The organism is Arthrobacter sp. efr-133-TYG-118 (assembly GCF_030209755.1).
Classification (GTDB): Bacteria; Actinomycetota; Actinomycetes; order Actinomycetales; family Micrococcaceae; genus Arthrobacter.
The window spans coordinates 16,716-39,619 of sequence record NZ_JARVRH010000024.1 but is presented as its reverse complement, the minus strand read 5'-3'; the positions used below and the strand labels follow the sequence as shown (position 1 = coordinate 39,619).

Below are 22,904 nucleotides of genomic sequence, written 5' to 3'. Positions count from 1 at the left end.
ATCTCGTGAATTTCTCTCTCTACCGGGAGATGCTTTCCATCACGTCCGTGCGGCGTCTCCTGCTGGTAGGCATGGTCGCCCGCATACCGCACTCGGCGGCGGGAGTTCTGCTCACCCTGCACATCGTGCTGACCCTGGGCAAGGGATACGCCGCCGCCGGTGCTGCGGCCGCGGTATTCACCATCGGCATCGCGATTGGCGCCCCGTGGCGAGGGCGGCGAGTGGACACTGTCGGCCTGCGCAGGGCGCTTGTTCCTTCGGTGGTGTCTGAGCTGGTGATTTGGTCCGTGGTGCCGCACGTCAGTTACGAATGGATCCTTCCGCTTGTCTTCGTCGGGGGCCTGTTGACGCTGCCGATCTTCAGCGTCATCCGGCAGTCCCTCGGTGTGCTGGTTGTTGGCGAGCAGCGGCGTTCGGCCTACGCTTTGGACTCCATCGGCACCGAAGTGGTCTTCATGATCGGCCCCGCGGTGGGCGCGGTTGTGGCTACCAGCGGGTTCACGGTCCTCGGCCTGACCATCGTGGGTGTGTGTACCTCGGCGGCCGGTCTCTTCCTGCTGTGGTTCAACCCGCCCACCCGTAGCGAGGGCGTCCTGGATGCCGGCCAGACGGCCGACCGGGATGCCGATGAGCTCCATGCGGCCGAAGCCGCAGTGGTGGCATCGGCGCCGGCCCATCTCCAGGAAGCCGCTTCAGAGATGGCTCCGACGGTCCCGCAACCTTCCGGGCTGCGGGGAAAGATGGCCCGGAACTTCACATGGTTCACCGCGGCGGTGGCCGCCGTGTTCGCCGTCGCCGCAGGATCCGGCATGGTACTGAGCGGCACCGACGTCGGAATCGTCGCGGTGTTGCAGCGCGGCGGGCACGAGAGCGAGATCGGAATTGTCTTCTTCTTCTGGTGCGCCTCTTCGGTAGTCGGCGGGCTCATCTACGGCGCCATGCACCGCCCCGTCTCACCCATCCTCCTCCTGCTGGGCATGGCGGCCCTGACCATCCCGATGGGCTTCGCCGGGGACACCTGGACCCTTGCTTTGTTGTCCCTGCTCCCCGGCCTGCTCTGCGCGCCGGTGTTGTCCGCGGCTTCGGAAAAGGTCGCCGAGATCGTGGATGAGGACCGGCGCGGCGAGGCAATGGGCTGGTATGGCTCGGCTCTCACGGCAGGCGTGGCTTTCGGTTCGCCGGTCGCGGGGCTCTTTATCGACGGCGTCGGGCCGTGGGCCGGCTTCGTCGCCATCGGGACGGCCGGAGTGGTGCTGTGCCTTGCCGGGCTGTTCCTCCAGCTGCGTCGGCGCCGGATCATGACCACCACCCAGTCCGGCGCGGAGGATCCGGCCGCCTGAATTGCGCCTAAACCGCCAGGATACGACGACGGCGGGCCGGCCAAAGTGGCCAGCCCGCCGTCGCGGTGGTACGGGTAGTCCGGGTCAGTTGACCGGGCCGGTGAACTTTTCGCCCGGGCCCTTGCCCGGCTCGTCCGGGATGAGGGAAGCTTCGCGGAACGCAAGCTGCAGGGAACGCAGGCCATCACGCAAGGGGCCGGCATGCTGCGAGCCGATTTCCGGTGCCGCGGCGGTGACCAGGCCGGCCAAAGCGGTGATCAGTTTGCGGGCTTCGTCCAGGTCCTTGAGCTCCTCGGCCTCGGGGTCGTCGGCCAAGCCCACCTTGACGGCCGCTGCGCTCATGAGGTGAACGGCGCCGGTGGTGATGACCTCAACAGCCGGAACTTCCGAAATGTCGCGGATCTGCTGGCCTACGCCGGCGTCGGTGCCGGAGGGCTCGTGGTCGAGGGAATTGCTGTCTGAAGTGCTCATGCTGGTAAGCTTGTCACAGACCGACTGGAAGTTGCCATTTTGCATGGCACACGCAGCGCTCGGCCCCCCATCGTTAATGTGCGGTTGGTTGCCGATTTCTGTAGAATTGATTTTCAGTTTGCAAGCGGAGTTCTCTCCCACCCGCGTCAGCCGTTTCCCTCCGGGGATGTAAGTTGCCGGGTACCTGGTCGGACACCGTTCAAGGTCAGCCTTGGGTGGTGCGAACGCCCCATTGAGGGGCCGTATCCGATCTTCGAGGCCTTCGATTGCGCCAGCAATTGGGGGCCTTCTCTATTTGCCGGTGGAATACTCATCACAACAACAGGAGCTTTGACATTAGCGAGCCAAGAATCAATGAGCGTATCCGCGTCCCCGAGGTGCGTTTGGTCGGCCCTGCCGGCGAACAGGTTGGAATCGTCCGTATTGAGGACGCCCTGCGTCTGGCTGCCGAGGCTGACCTGGATCTCGTTGAAGTTGCACCGCAGGCGAAGCCTCCGGTGTGCAAGCTGATGGACTTCGGCAAGTACAAGTACGAAGCCGCTGTCAAAGCCCGTGAGGCCCGCAAGAACCAGACCAACACGGTTCTCAAGGAAATCCGCTTCCGCCTGAAGATCGACACCCACGACTACGAGACCAAGCGCGGCCACGCGCTTCGCTTCCTGGGTGCCGGTGACAAGGTGAAGGCCATGATCCAGTTCCGTGGACGTGAGCAGCAGCGCCCTGAAATGGGCATCCGCCTGTTGCAGCGCTTCGCTGAGGACGTTGCCGAAGTTGGCGTGATTGAGTCCAGCCCGCGCATCGATGGCCGCAACATGGTCATGGTGATTGGTCCGTTGAAGAACAAGGCCGAGGCCAAGGCCGAGGCCCGCCGCGCGGCGCAGCGTGCAGAAGCCAAAGCCCAGAATGAAGCCAAGGCCGCAGGCCGGATTGACGTTTCAGGCGAGGATGCTCCCTTGACCCAGTCACTTGCGGACTTGCTCCCGGCGGAACTCTTGACTCAGGCTGGGGAAACCCAGGCCGAGGAAACCCAGGCTGAGGAAACCGTTCCCGACGCCGTTGAGGCGGAGGCTGCCGAAGTCGAAGAGACTCCGGTCGCTGAGGAATCGGTTGTCGAAGAGGCCCCTGTGGTTGAAGCAGCTCCGGTTGTCGAAGAGGCCCCCGTTGTTGAAGCGGCTCCCGTGGTTGAAGCGTCGCCCGCACCGGCACCGGCGAAGGCACCGGCGCCCGCAAGGGTTCCTGAGCAGGCAGCGTCCAAGCCTGTTGTTCCGGCCGCCCCCAAGCCTGCCGCTACACCAGTACCGAAACCGATGGCGAAGCCCGCGGTTCCGAAGCCTGCAGCTCGACCGGCAGCCCCCAAGGCCGCTCCGAAGCCAGCGGCACGCAAGACCAACTAGTCACGCCGCAGGAGGCATCCCCTCCGCCCGGCACGAAAGCAGCAGCCGCCCCCTCTGGGGAGGCTGCACGAAAGAACTGCAGACCCAGTCTGCGGACACGTAAGGAGATCGGTTCCCATGCCGAAGATGAAGACCCACAGTGGTGCTAAGAAGCGCTTCAAGCTGACCGGTACCGGCAAGCTGAAGCGTCAGCAGGCCAACCGCCGCCACTACCTGGAGCACAAGTCCTCCACGCTGACTCGTCGCCTTGCCGGCGACAAGATCGTCTTCAAGGGCGATGCCAAGGTCATCAAGAAGATGCTCGGCGTCTAAGTTCCAAGTTTTCTGGTTGCTGCCATCCGGTAGCTGCCGACTACACCAAAGCCTTCTCAGGCCGGCCGGGTTTCCGGCAGTAGCAGCTTGGGATAAGAATTTTGAAGGAGTACGCACGTGGCACGTGTGAAGCGGGCGGTAAACGCCCACAAGAAGCGTCGGGTTGTCCTTGAACGGGCCAAGGGTTACCGCGGTCAGCGGTCTCGCCTGTACCGCAAGGCAAAAGAGCAGCTGCTGCACTCGTTTGTGTACAGCTACGGCGACCGCCGCAAGAAGAAGGGTGACTTCCGTCGCCTCTGGATCCAGCGCATCAACGCTGCATCCCGCGCCAACGGCCTGACCTACAACCGTCTGATCCAGGGCCTGAAGGCCGCTGAGGTCGAGGTTGACCGCCGCATGCTGGCAGAGCTGGCCGTTTCCGACGCCAACGCTTTCGCCGCGCTGGTCAAGGTTGCCAAGGACTCCCTGCCTGCCGACACTTCCGCTCCGGCCGCCAAGGCCGAGGCCGCTCCGAAGGCTGCCGCCAAGGCTGCTCCGGCTGCCAAGACCGCTACTGCGGTCAAGGCATCGGTTTCCGAGAAGCCGGCCATCGAAGGCGCTGTTGTTGCCGTTGAGGGCGAAGCTGCACCGGAAGGCCACGCCATCAAGGGCAACGCCGAGTCCAACAAGTACCACGTTCCGGGTTCCACCTGGTACGACGTCACTGTTGCCGAATACTGGTTCTCCACCGTTGAGGCCGCAAAGGCTGCAGGCTTTGAGCCTGCCGGCGGCGAAGCCCGCCAGCAGATCAAGAACTAGTCGCAACTGCCACTAAAGTTCTGTATATGAACGAAACCGGGCGCCCGCAAGAACTTCCGATGTCCAACCCCCGAGCCGATCGGGTCAGGGATGTCGCAAAGCTTGCAGGGCGCCCGGCCCGTTTAAGGCGCGGCCGGTTCCTCGCGGAAGGCCCCCAGGCCGTTCGCGAGGCGCTGGTCCTGCACCGGGAGCGGACCGCGGCGGGGGAGCCCGGCGTCGTACACGAAGTCTTCGCGAGCGAAAGCTGCCTGGACCGGCTCCCGGAACTGGCCGAGCTCGCCGGCGGCGTTGCCTTGCGGCTCGCTAATGACGATGTCCTGGCCGCAATGGCGGACACCGTCAATCCCCAGGGGATTGTGGCCGTCTGCGGTTTCGTGGACGTCAGCCTTGATTCAGTGCTCGACGCCGGACCGCGGCTGATCGCCGTCATGTGCCAAGTGCGGGATCCCGGCAACGCCGGAACGGTGCTTCGGGCCGCCGATGCGGCCGGTGCGGATGCGGTGGTCTTGACGGCCTCCAGCGTTGACATTTACAACCCGAAGGCTGTGCGGTCCACGGCAGGTTCGCTCTTCCACCTGCCGGTTGTCCTGGGTGCGGACGTCGAGGAGCTCGTGGCCCTCTGCAAGGAGCGCGGCATCGGGATTCTCGCAGCGGACGGTTACGGCACCCTCAATCTGGACAAACTTCAGGACGAGAACGCGGCACGCCGCCTGGGTGTGTCGGCAGCGCCTTCCGCCTACGCACTCGAAGCCCCGACGGCCTGGCTGTTCGGCAACGAGGCGCAAGGACTTTCGGACTCCGAGCTCGCCCTTGCCGACCATCGTGTCGCAGTGCCCGTCTATGGTTCGGCGGAAAGCCTGAACCTCGGCACGGCCGCCACAGTCTGCCTTTACGCCAGCGCACGCTCCCAGCACGCCTCCTGAGAATTTCCCAACAGGTACGGTATTGCTTGCAGGGACGCGGCCCTGCGGTCCGTTCCTGCCGATTCACTCACATCCCTGAACCGAAGAAAAGGTGGAGCTTTCGTGGCTGCAAGTGGCGGTACCAAGGCAATCGTGGCGGCATTGAGTGCCAACCTGGCGATCGCTGTACTCAAATTCGTCGCATTCGTCCTGACGATGTCGTCGTCCATGTTGGCGGAGGCAATCCACTCCGTAGCCGACTCCGGCAACCAATTGCTCCTGCTGCTTGGCGGGAAGCGGGCGCAGCGGGCCGCAAGCCCCGAACACCCGTTCGGCTATGGCCGTGAGCGCTACATCTACGCCTTCATCGTCTCGATCGTGCTGTTCAGCGTTGGTGGCCTCTTCGCGCTGTACGAATCCTGGGAGAAATTCCAGCACCCCCATGGCATTGAAGGCGATTTCTGGTGGGTGCCGCTCGCCGTGCTGGTCGGAGCCATTGTGGCGGAATCCTTCTCGTTCCGCACCGCCATCCACGAATCCAACCCCTTGCGCGGAAAACAAAGCTGGATCAAGTTCATTCGCAACGCCAAGCAACCGGAACTGCCCGTGATCCTCCTGGAGGATTTCGGAGCCCTCCTGGGCCTCGTTTTCGCGCTGTTCGGCGTGAGCCTGACACTGATCACGGGCAATGGCTTGTGGGACGCCGCGGGCACAGGAATGATCGGCCTGCTCCTTGTGGGAATCGCCGTGGTTCTCGCGGTGGAAACCAAGTCTTTGCTGCTCGGCGAATCGGCCACCAAAGAGGACAACGCGCGCATCACGGAAGCCATTGAGTCCGATGGCACGCGCATCATCCACCTCAAGACCATGCACCTGGGCCCGGAGGAGTTGCTTGTCGCTGCAAAGATCAGTGTGGGCGCGGCAGATACCGGTCAGGCGATTGCCAAGGCGATCGACGCCGCCGAACTCAGGATCCGCACTGCAGTACCGATCGCCCGGGTCATCTACTTGGAGCCCGACGTCGAGCGGGTCCAGGTCTAAGCTGGCGAAGGCAGCACTATGCCGCCAACGGCCGCTTGCGCTCCAACCAGCCACTGATGCCCGCGACGCCGAGCCCCAGGACTGCCAGGACAGCTCCAACGAGGGCAGGGGCGACGTATCCCCAGCCCCAGGCGATGACCACACCGCCGAGGAACGCGCCAAGGGCGTTGGCGATGTTGAGGGCGGAGTGGTTGAGCGACGAGGCCAAGGACGGGGCGTCCGGCGAAGCGTCGAGCAGGCGCGTCTGCAAGGGCGGAATGAGCATGGAGCCGATACCGCCCACGATGAAGACCATGATGAATGCCGACCACGCCCAGTGGGCCGCGACGGCGTAGGCCACCAGCGCCAAGGCGATGAGGGGAAGGACCCGGTAGATGGTTCCCATGACCGACTTGTCGGCGATGCGGCCGCCCAGGATATTGCCTGCCACCATGCCGAGTCCGTAGAGGGCGACTACGAGAGGTATCAGAGCCTCCGGGATCCCGGCCACCGACGTCATGGTGTGGGAGATGTACGTGTAGGTGGCGAAGAAGCCGCCGAAACCGATGATTCCGATCAGCAGCGCCAGCCACACCTGGATGCGCTTGAGGGCACCAAGTTCCCGGCGGATGCTTGCCTCGGGGTGGGCAGGCTCAAACGGGACAAACTTCCACAGCAACACACTGGTGGCCAGGCCGATGACGCCCACCACGACGAAGAGCAGGCGCCACCCGAATGTCTGGCCGAGCCACGTAGCCGCAGGAACGCCGATCACGTTGGCGACAGTAAGTCCGCCCATGACCATCGAAATCGCCCAACCGCGCTTGGTGGGAGCAACCAGGCTCGCTGCGATGACCGCGGCGATCCCGAAGAAGGCGCCATGCGGAAGTCCCGAGGCAAACCTCGTGATCACCATGGTTCCGTAGTCCGGTGCAATGAAGGACGTCAGGTTCGCTATGGAAAGGAACAGCATGAGTCCCAAAGCAAGTTGCTTGCGGGGGAGCCGGGCGCCCAGCGCCGCGAAGATCGGCGCACCCACCACGACACCCAAAGCGTAGGCGGAAATCAGGTTCCCGGCCTCGGGAGTGCTGATATTGAGTCCCTGCTCGATCTCTTTGAGCAAGCCCATCATGGTGAACTCCGTGGTTCCGATGGCGAATCCGCCCATGGCAAAGGCGAAGATCGCCAGCGCCACGTGACGGCTTCCGGTCTTTTGGGAGGTCTTGGTGACAGCGGTAGTGGTCATCGTCCTGTTTCTTGGGGGCGAGCGGGATGCCACTCGAAGGAAATAAGGCCGACTTTCAAGCTTAGTGCGAGTCTCCGGCGAATGTCCCTGAATGTGACAACTTCCATAGGCAGGGGTGATGACCTGACGGCCAATAGACTGTTGCGGTGACTGGACTGATAAGCGTGGCGGGCGCCGCCGTCGTCGATTCCCTTGAAAACCCGAAGCGGCTGCTGGCCGCAAGACGCAGCGCCCCGCCGCAACTCGCGGGAATGTGGGAGTTCCCGGGCGGCAAACTGGAGGCGGGGGAGTCCTTCGAGGACGCGCTGCACCGCGAGCTGCTCGAGGAACTCGGGATCACTGTCCGGCTCGGGGCCGAAGTGGAACCGGACGCAGGCGCCGGTTGGCCCCTGAACGAGCGGGCCGTCATGAGGGTATGGTTCGCCGAACTGCTTGACGGCGAACCGCGTCCGCTCCAAGACCACGATGAACTCCGGTGGGTTCCGCTTGGCAATGGAGACGCGTTCACGTTGCCGTGGATTCCTGCCGACCTGCCGATTGTCGGTGCACTCTTTGAACGGGTGGCCTCCGGCCCGCTTGGCTAGAAAAGGCCTGGTTGGAAAAGACCTGGCTAGAAAAGAGTCGACTGACCGGTTGCTGGAAAGGAAGCCGGTGGAAGGGAAACCGACGTCTCCTTGCCCGCTGTCGCGTTCCTGTGGCTGAATCCGCTGCTCCCGGAAAAGCCGTGACGGGCCTTGAAGTAGTTGATGCGGCCACTCAGCCAGGTCCTGTATTCCTTCGAAGCGTACGAGCCTTGGCCGTAAAGGCGCCGGTACTTGCCGACGAGGCCGGGGTGATGTGCCGCCAGCCATTGCATGAACCATTCCCGCGTGCCCGGCTTCAGGTACAACGCCCCGGCCGTCACGCCAGTGGCGCCGGCGTCGGACAGGGCGGTAAAGAGCGACTCCAGGGCGTCATCGCTGTCCGTCAGCCACGGCAGGATGGGCATGGCCATGACACCACAAGGCAGCCCGGCCTCGCGCAGCCGGCGGATGAGCTTGAGCCTGGCTCGCGGCGCGGGCGTGCCCGGTTCCACGGCCGAGGCCAGGGTTTCGTCAGTCATGGCCAGCGAGATACCCAGATCCACGGGCACTTGGCTGGAGGCGTGTTTGAGGAGGGGGATGTCTCGGCCCAGGAGGGTTCCCTTGGTGAGGATGGAGAACGGAGTACCGGAATCGGCCAGGGCCCGGATGATCGCCGGCATCAGTTGGTAGCGGCCCTCTGCCCGCTGGTACGGATCCGTATTGGTGCCTAGGGCCACATGATGGTGGCCCCACGATGGTTTGGACAGTTCCTTGCGCAGGACCTCTGCGGCGTTGATCTTCACTATCACTTGGGAATCGAAATCGTGTCCGGCGTCGAACTCCAGGTAGGTGTGGCTCTTGCGTGCAAAGCAGTAGACACAGGCGTGGCTGCATCCGCGGTATGGGTTGACCGTCCATTCGAAAGGCATCTGGGAACCGGACGCCACCTTGTTGAGCACCGATTTGGCGGTGACCTCATGAAAGGTGACTCCGGAGAATTCGGGGGTTGAGACGGAACGCACAAGCCCGGCCAGCGGCAGCAGTGCGTCCGTTGCTGGGGCGGCTCCGGACAGAACGCTGTTGCCGTCGTCTCCGGGTGCCGGACCACGTTGTGGTGAAAGTGCTTGTGCGTCCCATCTCATGGCCTCCATTCGAATATATGTTCGAACGCTTGTCAAGGCCTGTTGAAGAAGGCCTGTGAAAGATCGAGCGACGAACCCCGAAGCCGGGTGGGCTGTTGCTAGGGTGGGTTCATGATTCTGCTGACGGGATTCGAGCCGTTTGGCGGCGATTCCAACAACCCCTCATGGGCTGCAGTCCTCGAAGCGCAGGAAGTCTTGCGCGCCGAAGGGCATGAGGTGGAAGCGCTCGAGCTACCGTGCGTTTTCGGTGAATCCGCTGCCGTCCTGCGCGAGGCCATGGGGAGGCTGCGCCCGGAGCTGGTCGTCTGCGTCGGGCTCGCCGGCGGCCGGGACCGGCTCTCCTTGGAGCGTGTGGCACTTAACTGCGATGACGCCAGAATCCCGGACAACGCTGGAAACAGACCCATCGACGAGCCTGTGGTGCCGGAAGGGCCCGCGGCGTACTTCAGCACACTGCCGGTGAAGTCCGCGCTCAGGGCGCTGCAGATCGCCGGAATCCGCGCCGAAGTCTCGCAGACTGCCGGGACCTACGTGTGTAACCACGTGTTCTATGCCCTGATGCACGAGCTCGCCGGGGCTGTTGCGCCCCGCGCGCGGGGCGGTTTCATCCACGTTCCCTATGACGAGGCCCAACTGCCGAAGGGAAGTGCCGCGCCTGGCATGGCGACGCGGGACATGGGACGGGGGATCGCCGTCGTCGTTCGCACTGCGCTTGAGACTCCAGTGGACGCGAAGCTATCCGCGGGCGCTGTTCACTAGGCGGGCGCTGTCCACTGGGCGGGCGCTGTTCACTAGGCCGGTGCCGCCTACCTATGTCCCGGATCAGCCGCCGTTACTCCCCGATGAGTCGAGCTCCCACTGCACCACAACGCTCGCAGAAACCGCCACCGATCCCGCTTCGATGGGCACGCTTTCGCTCACTGAGGCGCGCTTCATACCGCCCATCATAGGCACCGGCGATCCATGCTCCGGACGCTGGTCTATGGATAGCACTTGCCCCAACCGGCCGCCGGCGAGTGCGGCAAACCGGGCCGCCTTTGCTTCGGCCTCCCGCCATGCCGCCTCTTGTGCCCGCGCGGCAACGGCCGAGGAATCCGTGAATCCTTGTTCGATCCCGTTGATGCGAAGGCTGTCGCCGCCTGCAGCCACCGCGGCGGAAATGGCCGCCGGGGCCGCTGACGGCGGGCCGACCCGGGCAACCAGGGTGGTGGATGCAACATAACCCGTGACCTTTTGCCCTTGGTTTTCGGCCCAGACGAGTTCGGCACGCAGATTGAGGCCACTGGTCCGCAGGTCAAGACCGGCCACACCGCGCCCGCGCAAGGCCTCCATCACGGCCGAGGCGATCGCGCCCGCGTCGCCATAGGCAGCTTCGGCGGCGTCGCGCCTGACCTCGACGGCGAGCGTGAACGTGAGCAGGTCGGGAACGGCTTCGGCGGTTCCTTCTCCGGTGACAGTGATGGTGCGGGCCGGTGTCATGAGGCCATGCTAGCCCCGGGCCCTGGCGAACGCCGCCCGGACGGTGTCACGGGTTAAAGCCCCGCCGAACGCTTCTACTAGACTGTGTTAGTGCCCGCCGGACGCGTCCAGCGAGCATTGCTCCTGCTTTTGCCATGGCCTTGCCTGGTGAAGACCATTTCCGACTCGTAGCTAAGAACAGTAGATGACTGACACTTTGCCGGGCGCTGCCATCCCGAACCCTCTGGATGAAGCCGCCATCACCGCTGCCGTTGAGGAAGCCGTCGCCGCGATTGCCGCTGCATCCTCCCTCGAAGAACTCAAAGCCGTCCGCTTGGCGCACACCGGCGAGAAGTCGCCCTTGAGCCTTGCCAACCGTGAAATCGGTGGCCTGCCCAAGGAGCAGAAGGCCGCCGCAGGCAAGCTCATGGGTTCCTCCCGTGGCCGCGTCAACCAGGCGCTCGCCGCACGGACCGCTGTGCTCGAAGCCGAAAACGACGCCCGGATCCTTGTCGAGGAAACCGTCGACGTCACGGCGGCGCCGCGGCGGCGCCGTGCCGGTGCCCGCCATCCCCTGTCCACGCTGCAGGACCGCGTGGCGGACATCTTCGTCGGAATGGGTTGGGAAATCGCCGAAGGACCCGAGGTCGAGTCCGAGTGGTTCAACTTCGACGCCCTCAACTTCAAGCCCGACCACCCGGCCCGCGAAATGCAGGACACCTTCTTCGTGGAACCTCCCGAGGCGCACCTCCTCATGCGCACGCACACTTCACCGGTACAGGTCCGGTCCATGCTGGAGCGCGAAGTGCCCATCTACGTGCTGTGCCCGGGCAAGGTATTCCGCACCGATGAACTCGATGCCACCCACACGCCCGTGTTCCACCAGTTCGAGGGCCTGGCCATCGACAAGAAGCTGAGCATGGCCGACCTGCGAGGCACCTTGGAGCACTTCGCCCGGCAGATGTTCGGTGACGAGGCGCAGATCCGACTGCGTCCCAACTACTTCCCGTTCACCGAGCCCTCCGCGGAGCTGGACATTTGGCACCCTGGTGCCAAGGGCGGCCCTCGCTGGATCGAATGGGGCGGCTGCGGCATGGTCAATCCCAACGTCCTGCGCGCTGCCGGCATCGACCCGGACGAGTATTCAGGTTTTGCGTTCGGCATGGGCATTGAGCGCACGCTCATGTTCCGCAACGAAGTCGGCGACATGCGCGACATGATCGAAGGCGATGTACGTTTCAGCGAGCACTTCGGGATGGAGATCTAACAGTGCGTATCCCACTTTCATGGCTGCGTGAATTCGCGCAGGTTCCGGCCGACGCAACGGCCGAAGACGTCATGGCGGAACTCGTCAAGGTCGGTTTTGAAGAGGAAGCCGTCCACCGCCCCACGGACGAACTCAAGGGTCCCATCGTCGTGGGCCAGGTCCTGAGCCTCGTCAAGGAACCGCAGAGCAACGGCAAGACCATCAACTGGTGCCAGGTCCGCGTGGTTCCCGAAGGCCAGGAGCAGACCCTGACCGGCAAGGGCATCGACCCCTACGGCGTGCAGGGCATCATTTGCGGTGCCCACAACTTCGTCGAGGGAGACAAGGTTGTGGTGACCCTCCCGGGCGCCGTGCTCCCGGGTGATTTCCACATTTCCGCGCGCAAGACTTACGGGCACCTGTCCGCAGGTATGATCGCCTCCGTCCGTGAACTCGGCATCGGCGAGGACCACGACGGCATCCTGGTGCTTTCCCGCATTGGCCTGGATCCCGAAATCGGCACCGACGCCATGTCCCTCCTCGGCCTCTACGACGAAGCCGCCGAAATCAACGTCACTCCGGACCGCGGCTATGCGTTCTCGATCCGTGGAGTTGCCCGCGAATACGCCCACGCCACCGGAACCGTCTTCACGGACCCTGCCGCCAAGGTCAATGCCCCTGCGGCACTCTCCGGCGGCTACGGCGTCAAACTCAACGACGACGCTCCCATCTACGGCAAGCCCGGTTGCGACCGCTTCGTGGCCCGCACGGTCCGCGGCGTGGACGCCACCCGTCCGACCCCGCCGTGGATGGTCTCCCGGCTGCGGTTGGCAGGCATCCGCTCCATTTCGCTACCTGTCGACATTTCCAACTACGTGATGCTCGAACTCGGCCAGCCGAACCACTGCTACGACCTCGACAAGCTTTCGGGCGATATCGTGGTCCGCCGCGCCGTCTCGGGGGAGAAGATCACCACCCTCGACGACAAAGTGCGTGCGCTCGACGTCGAAGACCTCCTGATCACCGACGAGTCCGGCGCTATCGGCATCGCCGGCGTCATGGGCGGAGCCAACACCGAGGTTTCCGATTCGACCACCAACATCCTGGTCGAGGCGGCGCATTTCGACGAGGTCTCTATCGGGCGGTCCCGCCGCAGGCACAAGCTGCCGTCAGAGGCGTCCAAGCGCTTCGAACGCGGAGTGGATTGGCAGGTTGCCAACATTGCTGCCCAACGCGTCGTTGACCTCCTGGTTGAACTGGCTGGCGGGACGGCAGACGAGGCCGGTACCGACGTGGGGACAGCACCCGACGCCGTGACCATTGAGCTGCCGGCCAACTACGCCGCCTCCCGGATCGGCATCGACTTCACGGAAGAACAGATCACCGGTTCCCTGAGGGACCTGGGCGCCATCGTTCTGATGGGCGAAGAGGGCGGCTCTTATGTGGTCACGGCACCGAGTTGGCGCAATGACCTGGAAACCAAGGAAGACCTTTCCGAGGAAATCGCAAGGCTGGTGGGCTACGACAACATCCCGGCAACCCTGCCCGTGGCCCCTCCAGGCCGCGGCTTGACCCGGACCCAGCAGCAAAAACGCCGCGTGGTCCAGGCACTTGCCGACGCGGGGCTCACCGAGGTCCTCTCTTACCCCTTCGTCTCCAAGCCGGCCAATGACACCTTCGGCGTTGCGGAAGAGGGCGCGGCACGCACCGCCCTTAAACTGGCCAACCCGATCAGCGAGGAACACGGCTACCTGCGTACCTCCGTACTTCCCGGCCTGATCGAGGTTGCCCGGCGCAACCACTCCCGCGGGTTCCGCGACCTCGCCCTCTTCGAGGCAGGCTCGGTGTTCCTTCCCGACGGGCAGCTGGGCACGGCGTCCATCCCGCCGCTGGGCGTCAAGCCTTCGGACGAGGTCCTTGACGGATTGTACGACGGCGTCCCGGACCAGCCGCTGCACATCGCCGCTGTTTTGACCGGCCATGATTCCCCGGCCGCCGCGGCCCACACCCCGCGTGCCTGGGACTGGGCCGACGCCCTGGATGTTGCCCGGCTCGTCGGCGATGTCCTCGGCGTGGAACTCGTGGTCAGCCAAGGCAGCCACCAGGCGTTCCACCCGGGCCGTGCCGCCCAGTTGGCGCTCCGCTCCGGCGACATCGTAGGCTACGCCGGCGAATTGCACCCCAAGCTGCTCGCAGCCCATGACATGCCGGCGCGCTCTGTTGCCCTCGAGCTCAACGCGGATGCACTGTTCGACGCCGCTCCGGACGTCATTGTTGCCAAGCACATCTCCGGTTTCCCGGTCGCAACCCAGGACGTTGCCCTCGTAGTGCCGCAGGAGGTCCCGGCGGACGCCGTACTGGCTGCCCTCCGGGAAGGCGCCGGCGAACTCCTCGAAGACGTCGCCCTGTTCGATGTATACGCGGGCCAGGGCATCGAAGAGGGCAAGAAGTCGCTCGCCTTCGGGCTGCGATTCCGTGCCACGGACCGCACGTTGACCGCCGATGAGGCATCGGAGGCACGCGAGTCCGCCGTCGCCGTCGCCGCAGAGCGATTCGGAGCAGTCCAGCGCTGACGAGTATCAACCCGGGGATCCAGGGGCTGGCTGTTCACATCCAGTCCCTGGATCCTGCTGATTCCGCCGCCATCGAGAAGATGGCGGCGGAATTGCTGTCTCCGGCCGAGACTCTTCGAGGAGACGCCATGGCCCCGGTCCTCCGACTGGAATTCCTGGCATCCCGGCTGGCGCAGCAGAACTTCGCCGCAACCCTCCTGGGTGTTCCCGCTTCGAAGCTCCAGGCGGCCTATGAGTGCCCGGAATGTGGTGCTGGGCCGGACATCGCACATGGCCGGCCCGGTTACCTGCTCGACGGCGGCCCAGCACCCCTTGTGCTCAGCGCCTCACGGTCGTCGGGCTGGGTGCTGTTTGCCGCCGTCGTGCATCCGGAACCGGAGCTCCAGGTGGGCGTGGATCTGGAAAATGCGGCGGGCACGGAGTTCGCCGGCTTCGACGACGTTGCCCTGACCGCACGCGAGCAATTCCATCTCAACGCGCTGGAACCCGGGCACCGAGCTCAGGAGCGCGCACGATTGTGGGCACGCAAGGAAGCCTGGTTGAAGATGACAGGCGAAGGGCTCAGGGTGGCCCCGGATTCCCTCGATGTGCTTGAAAGGCCTGGGCTGTGGGACCTGGAACTCCCGGCCAGCGCAGGCGGTAGGGATCTTCCGGCCGGACTGCTTGCCGCCCTCGCGGTATCGGCCCGCTGAGGCTGTGTCTTAGCTGAACTCAAGGATCAACCGAAGGCGGGCAGCCTTGCTTGGTAAAGCCACGGTTCCAGGACGCTGGCCGCGTCGAGCCCCGGGACGTAAGCGTCGGCCGCGGTGATGAATTCCGCCGTAGACACTGAGCTGTGGCGCTTGGCCCCGGTCCAATGCTGCAACAATCCGAAGAACACTGCGTCCCCGCATGCACGACGGACGGCGTGGAGGGCCAGGGCCCCACGCTTGTAGACTCGGTCGTCGAACATGTGCTCGGGTCCGGGGTCGCCGATCACCAGGTCCTGGGCGCCCGCGTCGAGTTTGCGCCACGCGGCCCTTGCACGGTTGGCGAGGGACATGACGCCGGCTTCCTCGGACCAGATCCACTCGGCGTAGCAGGCGAAGCCCTCATGCAACCAGATGTCCCGCCAACTGCTCACCGTGAGCGAGTTGCCGAACCACTGGTGGGACAGCTCGTGGGCGATGAGGCGCTGCGCGTCCCATGATTGCTCCATGTGGTTCCGGCCGAAGATCGAGAGGGTCTGGGCCTCAAGGGGAATTTCCAGTTCGTCCTCGGTCACGACGGCCGTGTATTCCGCAAAAGGATACGGACCGAAACAGTCCACAAAGGTGCGCATCATGTCGGCTTGCCGGGCCAGGCCTTCGCGGGCTTCGGTCAATAAACCAGGGGAGACGGCAACGAACTGGGGCACCGGGGCCTGCCGCAGGGCTTCGGCATGATGGGCCGTCCCTGTGCGGGTTCCCCCGAGTGAGGGGCTGAGCTGGTGAAGCCGGTACCGTCCGATTTGCACAGTGGCGAGATAGCTTGCCATCGGCTCGCCCTGTTCGTAGACCCAGGTTTCGCGGCTTGATTTCCTGCTGTGGGAGACGAGGCGGCCGTTGCAGATGGCGCGGTAGTTGTCGTCGGTGGTGATACTGATCAAGTAGCTGGACTTGTGTCGCGGATGGTCGTTGCACGGGAACCAGGACGCGGCGCCGTTCGGCTGCCCGGCAACCAGAACGCCGTCGTCGAGCTCTTCCCAACCGACTTCGCCCCACAGGCCCCGGCGCGGCTTAGGATTGCCGTCGTAGCGGAGCTCAATTGTGAAATGCTGGCCTGTCCGCAACCGGTCCTTGGCGGTGATCACGAGGTGCTCGCCGCGGGTACTGAACTTCGGCACTTTCTTGCCGTCCATCAAGATTTTGGAAGCCTTCAGGCCCACCAGGTCCAGGATCACCGAGTCCGTGTCTTCGAGGGCCATGCAGCGAAGCATTGCGCGGCCGTTGAGCCGGTTGCTGCCCAGGCTGTAGTCAAGGTCCAGCTCATACCTCAGCACTTGGAATGCCAGGCTCCCGTGATGCAGCGTGTAGGGATCGGCGGCAGTTGTGGTGATTCCTGGTTCGCTAGGGCTCATGTGCGCTGGCTGCCTCCGTGTAGCTTGTTGTGTTGCTGTTGTCATGGGCTCGTATTTCATAAGCCCTCTTGCCAATCTACGCTACGGTCCGGACCACGGGCTGACCGGGTTGCCCATCCAGTACGTGCCCGCGGGGACAGTCTCACCACGCATGACCAACGACGCCGGTCCCACCGTTCCGCCCGCTCCGATACTGGCGCGCGGCAGGATGACGCCGTGCGGGCCCATGGTGGCGCCGTCCCCAAGGACCACGGTGTCTATGCTCATGATGCGGTCATGGAAGAGGTGTGTCTGGACCACGCAGCCACGGTTGACCGTGGAGCTTTCGCCGAGCGTGACGAGGTCGGCTTCGGGCAGCCAGTAGCTCTCGCACCAGGTACCCCGGCCGATTTTCGCGCCGAGCGCCCGGAGCCACCACACCAACGCCGGCGTGCCGGACGCCGAACGCGCGAACCAGGGAGCGCTGACCATTTCGATGAAAGTGTCCACCACTTCGTTGCGCCAGATGAACGAGCTCCACAGGGGATGCTCGCCCTCTTTGATGCGTCCCACCAGTATCCATTTCGCCGCGACCGAACTCGCCGCGGCCACGGCACCCGCTGCGAGGACCACGACGCCCCCGAGGACGGCCGCGAGCCAGTAAGAGGACTCAGTGGCGATCCAGTCCAGGACCAGCATGATGCCGACGGCGATTCCCACCGTCAGGATGACCGGCACCAGCCGGCACAGTTCCCACAGGGCCCGTTTGGTCTTGAGGGCCAGCGGCGGGTTGAAGGTGAGGCTCTGATCCGCATTGACTGCGGTCCGGCGCAGCCTGACAGGCGGACTGCCCAGCCAGGACGTGCCCGATTTGGCCTTCGCCGGCGTGGCCGATAGCACCGCGACCAGTGAGTTCTTGGGCACGCTTCGGCCTGCGGCGGTCATCCCGGAATTGCCGAGGAACGAGCGTTTGCCGATCTTGGCCGGCCCGATCTTCATCCAGCCGCCGCCAAGCTCGTAAGAGGCCACCATGGTGTCGTCGGCGAGGAAAGCGCCTTCGCCGATGGTCGTCATGCGGGGCAGGAGCAGCACCGTCGAAGCCTCCACGTTACGGCCTACTTTGGCACCCAGCAGGCGCAGCCACACCGGGGTGAAGAGGCTGGCGTAGATGGGGAAGAGCAGGTCCCGCGCCATGTCGAGTACACGCTCAGTGGCCCAAACCTGCCAGCCGACGCGGCTGCGGACCCGATAGTACCCCTCCTTGAGGCCGACGCCGAGCATCCGGGTGGTCGCCAGGATCAGCAGGAGATTACACAGGAACCAGGCCAATGCCGCCAAGGGAATGGCAACGAGGAGCTCCGGGAAGGCATCCTGCAGGGAACTCCTGCCTTGGATGAAGGCCAGAATGACGATCGCGGCGACGAACGCCGAAATGTAGGGGATCAAGGCAAGCAGCGCCGAGGCCGCAGCGAACGCCGCGAACCAGAGCCGGCCGATCAGATGGTGTGACGACGGGGTCTCGGGCCAGCCATTCTTGGCTTTGCCACGGCGTTCAGCGGGGGAGCCGGCAACAAGGTGCCCGGCCTTGACCCTGCCCAACACCGCCGAACCTGGCTCCACGCGCGCACCTGCGCCGATGCTGGCTCCTGGCATGAGCGTGCTGCGGGAGCCTACTGTGGCGCCGGCTCCCACATGGATGGCGCCGATGTGGACGTAGTCACCGTCGATCCACCACGCGGAGAGATCCACTTCGGGTTCGATGTTGCAGCCGCTGCCCAACGACAGCAGTCCTGTGACCGGAGGCAAGGAGTGCAAATGGACGTTGTTCCCGATCTTCGCACCCAGTGCCCTGGCGTAGTAGGGAACCCAGGGTGCGCTGGCGAGGCTGATGGCGCCCGAAAGATCCTGGATCTGTTCGGCCAGCCACAACTTCAAGTGGACTTTGCCCGAGCGCGGGTAGGTTCCGGGCTGGACTCCGCGCAAGAGTGTTCGCGCGGCAAGGATCGAGATCGCCATGCGTCCCGGCGGGCTGACGAACACCAGCCAAGACGCCAGGATCCACCACCAGGACACAACGGGAGCGGCTGTGAAACCGGCGAAGTCGGCCAGCAAATGGTTTGCGGCCATGAGATACGTGAGCCAACGCATGCCCACCAAGATGTTGAGGAAAATACCCATCAAGGTCTGGAAGATCTGTGATTTCCGGGAGGTGGGGCGAACCGTGCGTTCGGCCGCCGGCCCTTGGATGCCGCCTTCCGGCAGTGACTGCCGCGCGACGTCGATCAAGGCGCCGACGCGGGGTGTTGCGTAGATTTCGGCCACCGTGATGATGGGGTAGCGCACGCGCAGCGCCGAGACGAGCTGGGCCGCGGCCAGGGAGCCACCGCCATAGGCGAAGAAGTCGGCGTCGAGCGAGGTGACGCTGGAGCCGAGAACGCTTTCCCACCGCTCAACCACCCATTGGGCGTCCTCAGGCAGGTTGAGTGGCGCCTTGTCGGCATCCGCGGCGCCCGCGCCCGCCAACGGCCAGGGAAGGGAGTGCCTGTCCACTTTGCCGCTTGTCTTCGTCGGAAGCGAATCCACGACCGTCAGCAGGGGGATCAGCGCGCCGGGCAGGCTTTCCGTGAGCAGCTCGCGGGAAGCTGCGAGGTCGATGTCCTCAGGTCCGGCCGGTGCCAGGTAACCGACCAGTATCTGGTTCCCTGCCGCCGTCGTGCGGACTGCCGCGGCGGCACCTGCGACTCCCGGGAGGGCCTGCAGGGCGGCGTCGATTTCACCGAGTTCGATGCGCCGGCCACCAAGTTTGACCTGTTCATCCGCGCGGCCTTGGAAGATGAGGCCGGCTTCCTCGTAGCGGACGAGATCGCCGGAGCGGTACGCACGCTCCCACCCCAGGGACGGCATGGGGGCGTACTTTTCGGCGTCTTTGGCCGGATCGAGGTAGCGGGCAAGTCCGACGCCGCCGATGATGAGTTCGCCTGTCTCGCCTTCCGCGACCGGGACACCGGAGGCATCGACGACGGCGAGGTCCCAGCCGTCCAGCGGCAATCCGATCCGGACGGGGCCATCCGCGCCCAGGGGAGCCGCGCAGGCCACGACGGTTGCTTCAGTGGGGCCATACGTGTTCCACACTTCGCGGCCGTCCACCGCGAGGCGCTCGGCGAGTTCGGGAGGGCAGGCTTCCCCGCCGAAAATGAGCAGGCGCACGTTCTCGAGGGCTTCTGCAGGCCACAGGGCCGCGAGCGTGGGAACTGTAGACACCAGTGTGATGCCGTGGTTGATGAGCCATGGGCCAAGGTCCATGCCGGAACGCACGAGGGCGCGCGGGGCCGGGACCAAGCAGGCACCGTGCCGCCACGCCAGCCACATCTCCTCGCAGGAAGCGTCGAAGGCGACTGAGAGGCCGGCGAGGACCCGGTCCTGCGGACCTATGGGATCTTGCTGGAGGAAGAGCCGGGCTTCGGCGTCAACAAAGGCAGCGGACGAACGGTGCTGCACCGCCACACCCTTGGGCGTGCCGGTGGACCCCGAGGTGAAGATGACCCAGGAGTCGTCATCGAGCTTTGGTGGACGCGGAGCCGGGTGCGGTGTTGGGCGCTCCCCGGACACTTCGATCCTGCGGCCCTTTGTGACGACGGCAGACACTTTGGCTTCCCCGAAAACCAGCCGTGCCCGTTCCTCGGGATCGTCCGCGTCCACGGGTACATAGGCGGCCGCAATCGAGATGATCGCCAGAATGGCAATGTAGAGATCGTTGGAGCCGGAGGGGACCCGCACTCCGATCTTGTCTCCGGGGCCCAGTCCGGCCGCGTTGAGCGTGGCAGCAAAGCTTCGCACCTGCGCCATGAGCTCGGAGTAACTCAGCGACTTTTGCCCGTCATCGAGGGCAGAGGCCTCCGGAAATGCCAGGGCAGTGTCTTGGAGGATCTCCATGAGCGTGCGCGCAGGGGGCGCTGCTGCTGAGCCTTGCAGCTGGGGCAGATGCACCATGTGGAGTTCCAGGCTGTCCGCCGGGATGTCATGTTCCTGGGTCACGTTCGAAGCTTCCCGGATTGAGGTGAACAAAAAGTGTCAGCGGTCGCGTGGCCGTTGCTGCGGTTATGGGACCAACAGTAGCTTGCCCGTGGTCTTGCGGGCTTCCAGGTCGCGATGGGACCGGGCGGCTTCGGCGAGCGGGTACGTTCCGCCAATCCGGACTTTGAGGGCGCCGCTGGCGGCAGCGCGGAAGACTTCGGCCGAACGCCAGCGCCGCTCTTGCGGGTTCTGCAGGAAGTGGCCAAGTGTCGGGCGTGTCAGGGACAACGATCCGCCCGCGTTCAGGCGCTGGGGGTCAAACGGGGGCACCGGTCCGGATGCTGCCCCGAAAAGGACGAGGGAGCCGCGGATGCGCAGGCTCGCAAGGGAACCGTCGAAGGTGTCCTTGCCGACGCCGTCATACACCACGTTGACGCCTTCGCCGTCGGTGAGCTCGCGGACCTTGTCCGCAAATCCGGTGTAGCGCAGAACCTCGTCCGCGCCGGCTTCCCGCGCCAGGGCTTCCTTCTCGTCCGAGGAGACTGTGGTGATGACGCGGGCGCCGCGGGCCTTGAGCAACTGCGTCAGGATGAGGCCCACGCCGCCGGCGCCGGCATGGGTCAGGACGGTGTGGCCCGGCTCCACACGGAAAGAAGAGTTGATCAGGTAGTGCGCGGTCATTCCCTGCAGCGGTAGTGCTGCAGCCGTGTGGTCGTCGACACCGTCCGGCACCGGAAGCGCTTTGTCGGCGTCGACGAGGGTGTACCTCGCATAGCTGCGGGATCCCTCAGCGGTGGCGACCCTGTCCCCGACGGCGAAGTCCTCGACGCCTGCGCCAACGGCCTCCACCGTGCCTGCCGACTCGGAGCCGGGGGTGAACGGATACTCGACCTTGTAGATGCCGCTGCGCTGATAAGTGTCAATGAAATTCACTCCGGCGGCTGCGACTTTGACGAGGAGTTGGCGCGGGCCGGGGGCCGGAACGTCAGCCTCGGAGAGTTCGAGGACTTCGGGTCCTCCGGCTTGCCGGGCAATGATCGCTTGCGTCATGGGTCTCCTTCTCCGTCGAGGCACTTTCGTGCCCGCATTCACACACCCATCCTAGGGAGCGGAGTCCGTCGAGTGTCCAGTCAGCGGCTTGATGCCGTGGTTCGCCGTAATTGTGTCCCGTGGCCTTCCGGGCGTGTCAGCTTCTGCCGTGCGCGGAAGCGACAGGGCAGTCAAAGCCGCGGCCGGCGGCGAGTCCTACCTCATTGAGGTAGCGTACGACGATTGCGTACGACTGCATCAGCGTGGTTTCGGTGTAGGCAATGGAGTGCTTTTCGCAGTAGCTTCGGACGATCTCCGAGGCGCGGCGCAGGTGGGGGCGGGCCATGTCGGGGAAGAGGTGGTGTTCCGCCTGGTGATTGAGGCCGCCCAGGAGGATGTTCATGAAGGGTCCGCCGGAGATGTTCCTGGCAGTCAGAATCTGGCGACGCAGGAAATCGACGCGCGAGTCGGTGGGCAGAACCGGCATGCCCTTGTGGTTCGGGGCGAAGGAAGCGCCCATGTAGAAGCCGAACACCATGATCTGGACGCCGAGGAAGGCAAATGCCATGCCAAGCGGCAGGAAGGTGAAGGCGAGGACGGGCAGCGCGAGAAGCCGTGCCAGAAGGATGGGGGTCTCCACCCAGCGGTGCTTGATGGCTCCAGGCCGGCAGATGTACATCAACGACTCCCACTGCAGGCTGATGCCCAGCAGCATGAGGAGCGGGAAGAAGAACCAGCCTTGCCTGCGAGTGAGGAACGCGAAGCGTCCCTGCCTGCCCGCGGCGGCTTCAACGTGGAAGGCCAGGGCTCCGGTCTTGATGTCCGGGTCCTTGGAAATGACGTTCGGGTTGTTATGGTGTGCGCCGTGCTTCTGTTCCCACCAGGAGTAGCTGATACCGGCAACCGAGGTGGCCAGGATGCGCGCGGACCAGTCGTTGGCCCTGCGGGAGGCAAAAATCTGGCGGTGGCCCGCCTCATGGGCAAGGAAGCTCAACTGGGTGCAAAGGATGCCCAGGGCCGCGGCGATGAGAAGCTGGTACCAGCTGGGGCCAATCAGCGCGAAGCCGAACCAGGTGCCGGTCAGCAAGAGGACCAAGGACGTAAAAACGCTGACATAGAAGCCGACGCGGCGCTTCAAAAGCCCTTCCGCGCGGACCGTCTTGAGGAGTTCGGAATAGCTGAGCACGACGGCGTTAGGCTGCCGCACGCTCTTAGTGGGACGTTCCGTGGTGGAGGTCGGTGACATATGCAGTTGCCCCGTAATAAATAACGGGCAACGCTGCAACCGACGATCGGCTGCACGGTCTAGATCACCCTCT

At 64.7% G+C, this 22,904-nt stretch carries 19 protein-coding genes; 11 read left to right on the top strand and 8 right to left on the bottom strand.

Going from position 1 to position 22,904, the window contains the following annotated elements; genetic code table 11:
* Positions 1–5: 5 nt before the first annotated feature.
* Entirely contained in the window at positions 6–1,340 is a 1,335-nt protein-coding gene (locus tag QRN59_RS18395) for an MFS transporter (protein ID WP_284983910.1), read from the top strand.
* Positions 1,341–1,424: 84 nt separating this feature from the next.
* Here QRN59_RS18395 and QRN59_RS18390 read toward each other — a convergent pair whose 3' ends face one another.
* Positions 1,425–1,811, bottom strand: a complete 387-nt coding sequence (locus QRN59_RS18390; RefSeq protein WP_284983909.1) for a DUF1844 domain-containing protein — start codon at positions 1,809–1,811, stop codon at positions 1,425–1,427.
* 377 nt (positions 1,812–2,188) lie between these two features.
* On the opposite strand from QRN59_RS18390, the gene infC reads away from it, so the two are divergent.
* The 5 genes from infC (at position 2,189) to QRN59_RS18365 (ending at position 6,258) form a co-directional block, all read left to right on the top strand.
* Positions 2,189–3,205, top strand: coding sequence for a translation initiation factor IF-3 (infC, locus tag QRN59_RS18385; protein ID WP_502871083.1), 1,017 nt, complete (start codon positions 2,189–2,191; stop codon positions 3,203–3,205).
* Positions 3,206–3,322: 117 nt separating this feature from the next.
* Complete coding sequence (gene rpmI, locus QRN59_RS18380; protein ID WP_059387794.1) at positions 3,323–3,517, top strand: 50S ribosomal protein L35; 195 nt, start codon at positions 3,323–3,325, stop codon at positions 3,515–3,517.
* Positions 3,518–3,634: 117 nt separating this feature from the next.
* Positions 3,635–4,315, top strand: a complete 681-nt coding sequence (gene rplT / locus QRN59_RS18375) for a 50S ribosomal protein L20, sunset domain variant (RefSeq protein ID WP_284983908.1) — start codon at positions 3,635–3,637, stop codon at positions 4,313–4,315.
* Between the two features lie 26 nt (positions 4,316–4,341).
* A complete protein-coding gene (locus tag QRN59_RS18370; RefSeq protein ID WP_284983907.1) occupies positions 4,342–5,238 on the top strand; it encodes a TrmH family RNA methyltransferase in 897 nt (298 codons plus the stop codon).
* Positions 5,239–5,340: 102 nt separating this feature from the next.
* The gene (locus tag QRN59_RS18365; protein ID WP_284983906.1) at positions 5,341–6,258 is read left to right on the top strand and encodes a cation diffusion facilitator family transporter; all 918 of its coding nucleotides are present in this window, start codon (positions 5,341–5,343) and stop codon (positions 6,256–6,258) included.
* A gap of 16 nt (positions 6,259–6,274) precedes the next feature.
* Here the strand turns inward: QRN59_RS18365 and QRN59_RS18360 are convergent, their stop codons facing one another.
* Positions 6,275–7,483, bottom strand: a complete 1,209-nt coding sequence (locus tag QRN59_RS18360) for an MFS transporter (RefSeq protein ID WP_284983905.1) — start codon at positions 7,481–7,483, stop codon at positions 6,275–6,277.
* Between the two features lie 146 nt (positions 7,484–7,629).
* On the opposite strand from QRN59_RS18360, the gene QRN59_RS18355 reads away from it, so the two are divergent.
* Positions 7,630–8,067, top strand: a complete 438-nt coding sequence (locus QRN59_RS18355) for a (deoxy)nucleoside triphosphate pyrophosphohydrolase (RefSeq protein WP_284983904.1) — start codon at positions 7,630–7,632, stop codon at positions 8,065–8,067.
* Positions 8,068–8,093: 26 nt separating this feature from the next.
* On the opposite strand, the gene QRN59_RS18350 is transcribed toward QRN59_RS18355, so the two are convergent.
* Complete coding sequence (locus QRN59_RS18350; RefSeq protein WP_284983903.1) at positions 8,094–9,188, bottom strand: Rv2578c family radical SAM protein; 1,095 nt, start codon at positions 9,186–9,188, stop codon at positions 8,094–8,096.
* 111 nt (positions 9,189–9,299) lie between these two features.
* Here QRN59_RS18350 and pcp point away from each other — a divergent pair, with 111 nt between their 5' ends.
* A complete protein-coding gene (pcp, locus tag QRN59_RS18345) occupies positions 9,300–9,947 on the top strand; it encodes a pyroglutamyl-peptidase I (RefSeq protein WP_284983902.1) in 648 nt (215 codons plus the stop codon).
* Between the two features lie 63 nt (positions 9,948–10,010).
* Here pcp and QRN59_RS18340 read toward each other — a convergent pair whose 3' ends face one another.
* Positions 10,011–10,667: an SIMPL domain-containing protein gene (locus QRN59_RS18340; RefSeq protein WP_284983901.1), complete on the bottom strand. Its 657-nt coding sequence runs from the start codon at positions 10,665–10,667 to the stop codon at positions 10,011–10,013.
* A 184-nt stretch (positions 10,668–10,851) separates the two neighbouring features.
* Between QRN59_RS18340 and pheS the strand changes: the two genes are divergently transcribed.
* The 3 genes from pheS (at position 10,852) to QRN59_RS18325 (ending at position 15,157) form a co-directional block, all read left to right on the top strand.
* The gene (pheS, locus tag QRN59_RS18335) at positions 10,852–11,913 is read left to right on the top strand and encodes a phenylalanine--tRNA ligase subunit alpha (RefSeq protein WP_078105647.1); all 1,062 of its coding nucleotides are present in this window, start codon (positions 10,852–10,854) and stop codon (positions 11,911–11,913) included.
* Positions 11,914–11,915: 2 nt separating this feature from the next.
* Positions 11,916–14,465, top strand: a complete 2,550-nt coding sequence (gene pheT / locus QRN59_RS18330) for a phenylalanine--tRNA ligase subunit beta (protein WP_284983900.1) — start codon at positions 11,916–11,918, stop codon at positions 14,463–14,465.
* A 128-nt stretch (positions 14,466–14,593) separates the two neighbouring features.
* Positions 14,594–15,157: a 4'-phosphopantetheinyl transferase family protein gene (locus tag QRN59_RS18325; RefSeq protein WP_284983899.1), complete on the top strand. Its 564-nt coding sequence runs from the start codon at positions 14,594–14,596 to the stop codon at positions 15,155–15,157.
* A gap of 26 nt (positions 15,158–15,183) precedes the next feature.
* Here QRN59_RS18325 and QRN59_RS18320 read toward each other — a convergent pair whose 3' ends face one another.
* The 4 genes from QRN59_RS18320 to QRN59_RS18305 all read right to left on the bottom strand — a co-directional run bounded on the left by QRN59_RS18320 (position 15,184) and on the right by QRN59_RS18305 (position 22,831).
* Positions 15,184–16,563, bottom strand: a complete 1,380-nt coding sequence (locus tag QRN59_RS18320; protein WP_284983898.1) for a M1 family metallopeptidase — start codon at positions 16,561–16,563, stop codon at positions 15,184–15,186.
* An 81-nt stretch (positions 16,564–16,644) separates the two neighbouring features.
* Positions 16,645–20,532: a Pls/PosA family non-ribosomal peptide synthetase gene (locus QRN59_RS18315; protein ID WP_284984073.1), complete on the bottom strand. Its 3,888-nt coding sequence runs from the start codon at positions 20,530–20,532 to the stop codon at positions 16,645–16,647.
* A gap of 108 nt (positions 20,533–20,640) precedes the next feature.
* The gene (locus QRN59_RS18310; protein WP_284983897.1) at positions 20,641–21,606 is read right to left on the bottom strand and encodes a quinone oxidoreductase family protein; all 966 of its coding nucleotides are present in this window, start codon (positions 21,604–21,606) and stop codon (positions 20,641–20,643) included.
* A gap of 136 nt (positions 21,607–21,742) precedes the next feature.
* A complete protein-coding gene (locus QRN59_RS18305; RefSeq protein ID WP_284983896.1) occupies positions 21,743–22,831 on the bottom strand; it encodes a fatty acid desaturase family protein in 1,089 nt (362 codons plus the stop codon).
* Between the last annotated feature and the right edge of the window lie 73 nt (positions 22,832–22,904).

Excerpts from the sequence above, each read along its gene's own strand:
- pheS (WP_078105647.1), top strand. The coding sequence starts at position 10,852 with ATGACTGACACTTTGCCGGGCGCTGCCATCCCGAACCCTCTGGATGAA.
- QRN59_RS18305 (WP_284983896.1), bottom strand. The coding sequence starts at position 22,831 with ATGTCACCGACCTCCACCACGGAACGTCCCACTAAGAGCGTGCGGCAG.
- QRN59_RS18350 (WP_284983903.1), bottom strand. The coding sequence starts at position 9,188 with ATGAGATGGGACGCACAAGCACTTTCACCACAACGTGGTCCGGCACCC.
- rpmI (WP_059387794.1), top strand. The coding sequence starts at position 3,323 with ATGCCGAAGATGAAGACCCACAGTGGTGCTAAGAAGCGCTTCAAGCTG.
- QRN59_RS18310 (WP_284983897.1), bottom strand. The coding sequence starts at position 21,606 with ATGACGCAAGCGATCATTGCCCGGCAAGCCGGAGGACCCGAAGTCCTC.
- QRN59_RS18390 (WP_284983909.1), bottom strand. The coding sequence starts at position 1,811 with ATGAGCACTTCAGACAGCAATTCCCTCGACCACGAGCCCTCCGGCACC.
- QRN59_RS18360 (WP_284983905.1), bottom strand. The coding sequence starts at position 7,483 with ATGACCACTACCGCTGTCACCAAGACCTCCCAAAAGACCGGAAGCCGT.
- pcp (WP_284983902.1), top strand. The coding sequence starts at position 9,300 with ATGATTCTGCTGACGGGATTCGAGCCGTTTGGCGGCGATTCCAACAAC.
- QRN59_RS18370 (WP_284983907.1), top strand. The coding sequence starts at position 4,342 with ATGAACGAAACCGGGCGCCCGCAAGAACTTCCGATGTCCAACCCCCGA.
- QRN59_RS18340 (WP_284983901.1), bottom strand. The coding sequence starts at position 10,667 with ATGACACCGGCCCGCACCATCACTGTCACCGGAGAAGGAACCGCCGAA.
- QRN59_RS18320 (WP_284983898.1), bottom strand. The coding sequence starts at position 16,563 with ATGAGCCCTAGCGAACCAGGAATCACCACAACTGCCGCCGATCCCTAC.
- QRN59_RS18315 (WP_284984073.1), bottom strand. The coding sequence starts at position 20,532 with ATGGTGCATCTGCCCCAGCTGCAAGGCTCAGCAGCAGCGCCCCCTGCG.
- QRN59_RS18325 (WP_284983899.1), top strand. The coding sequence starts at position 14,594 with ATGGCCCCGGTCCTCCGACTGGAATTCCTGGCATCCCGGCTGGCGCAG.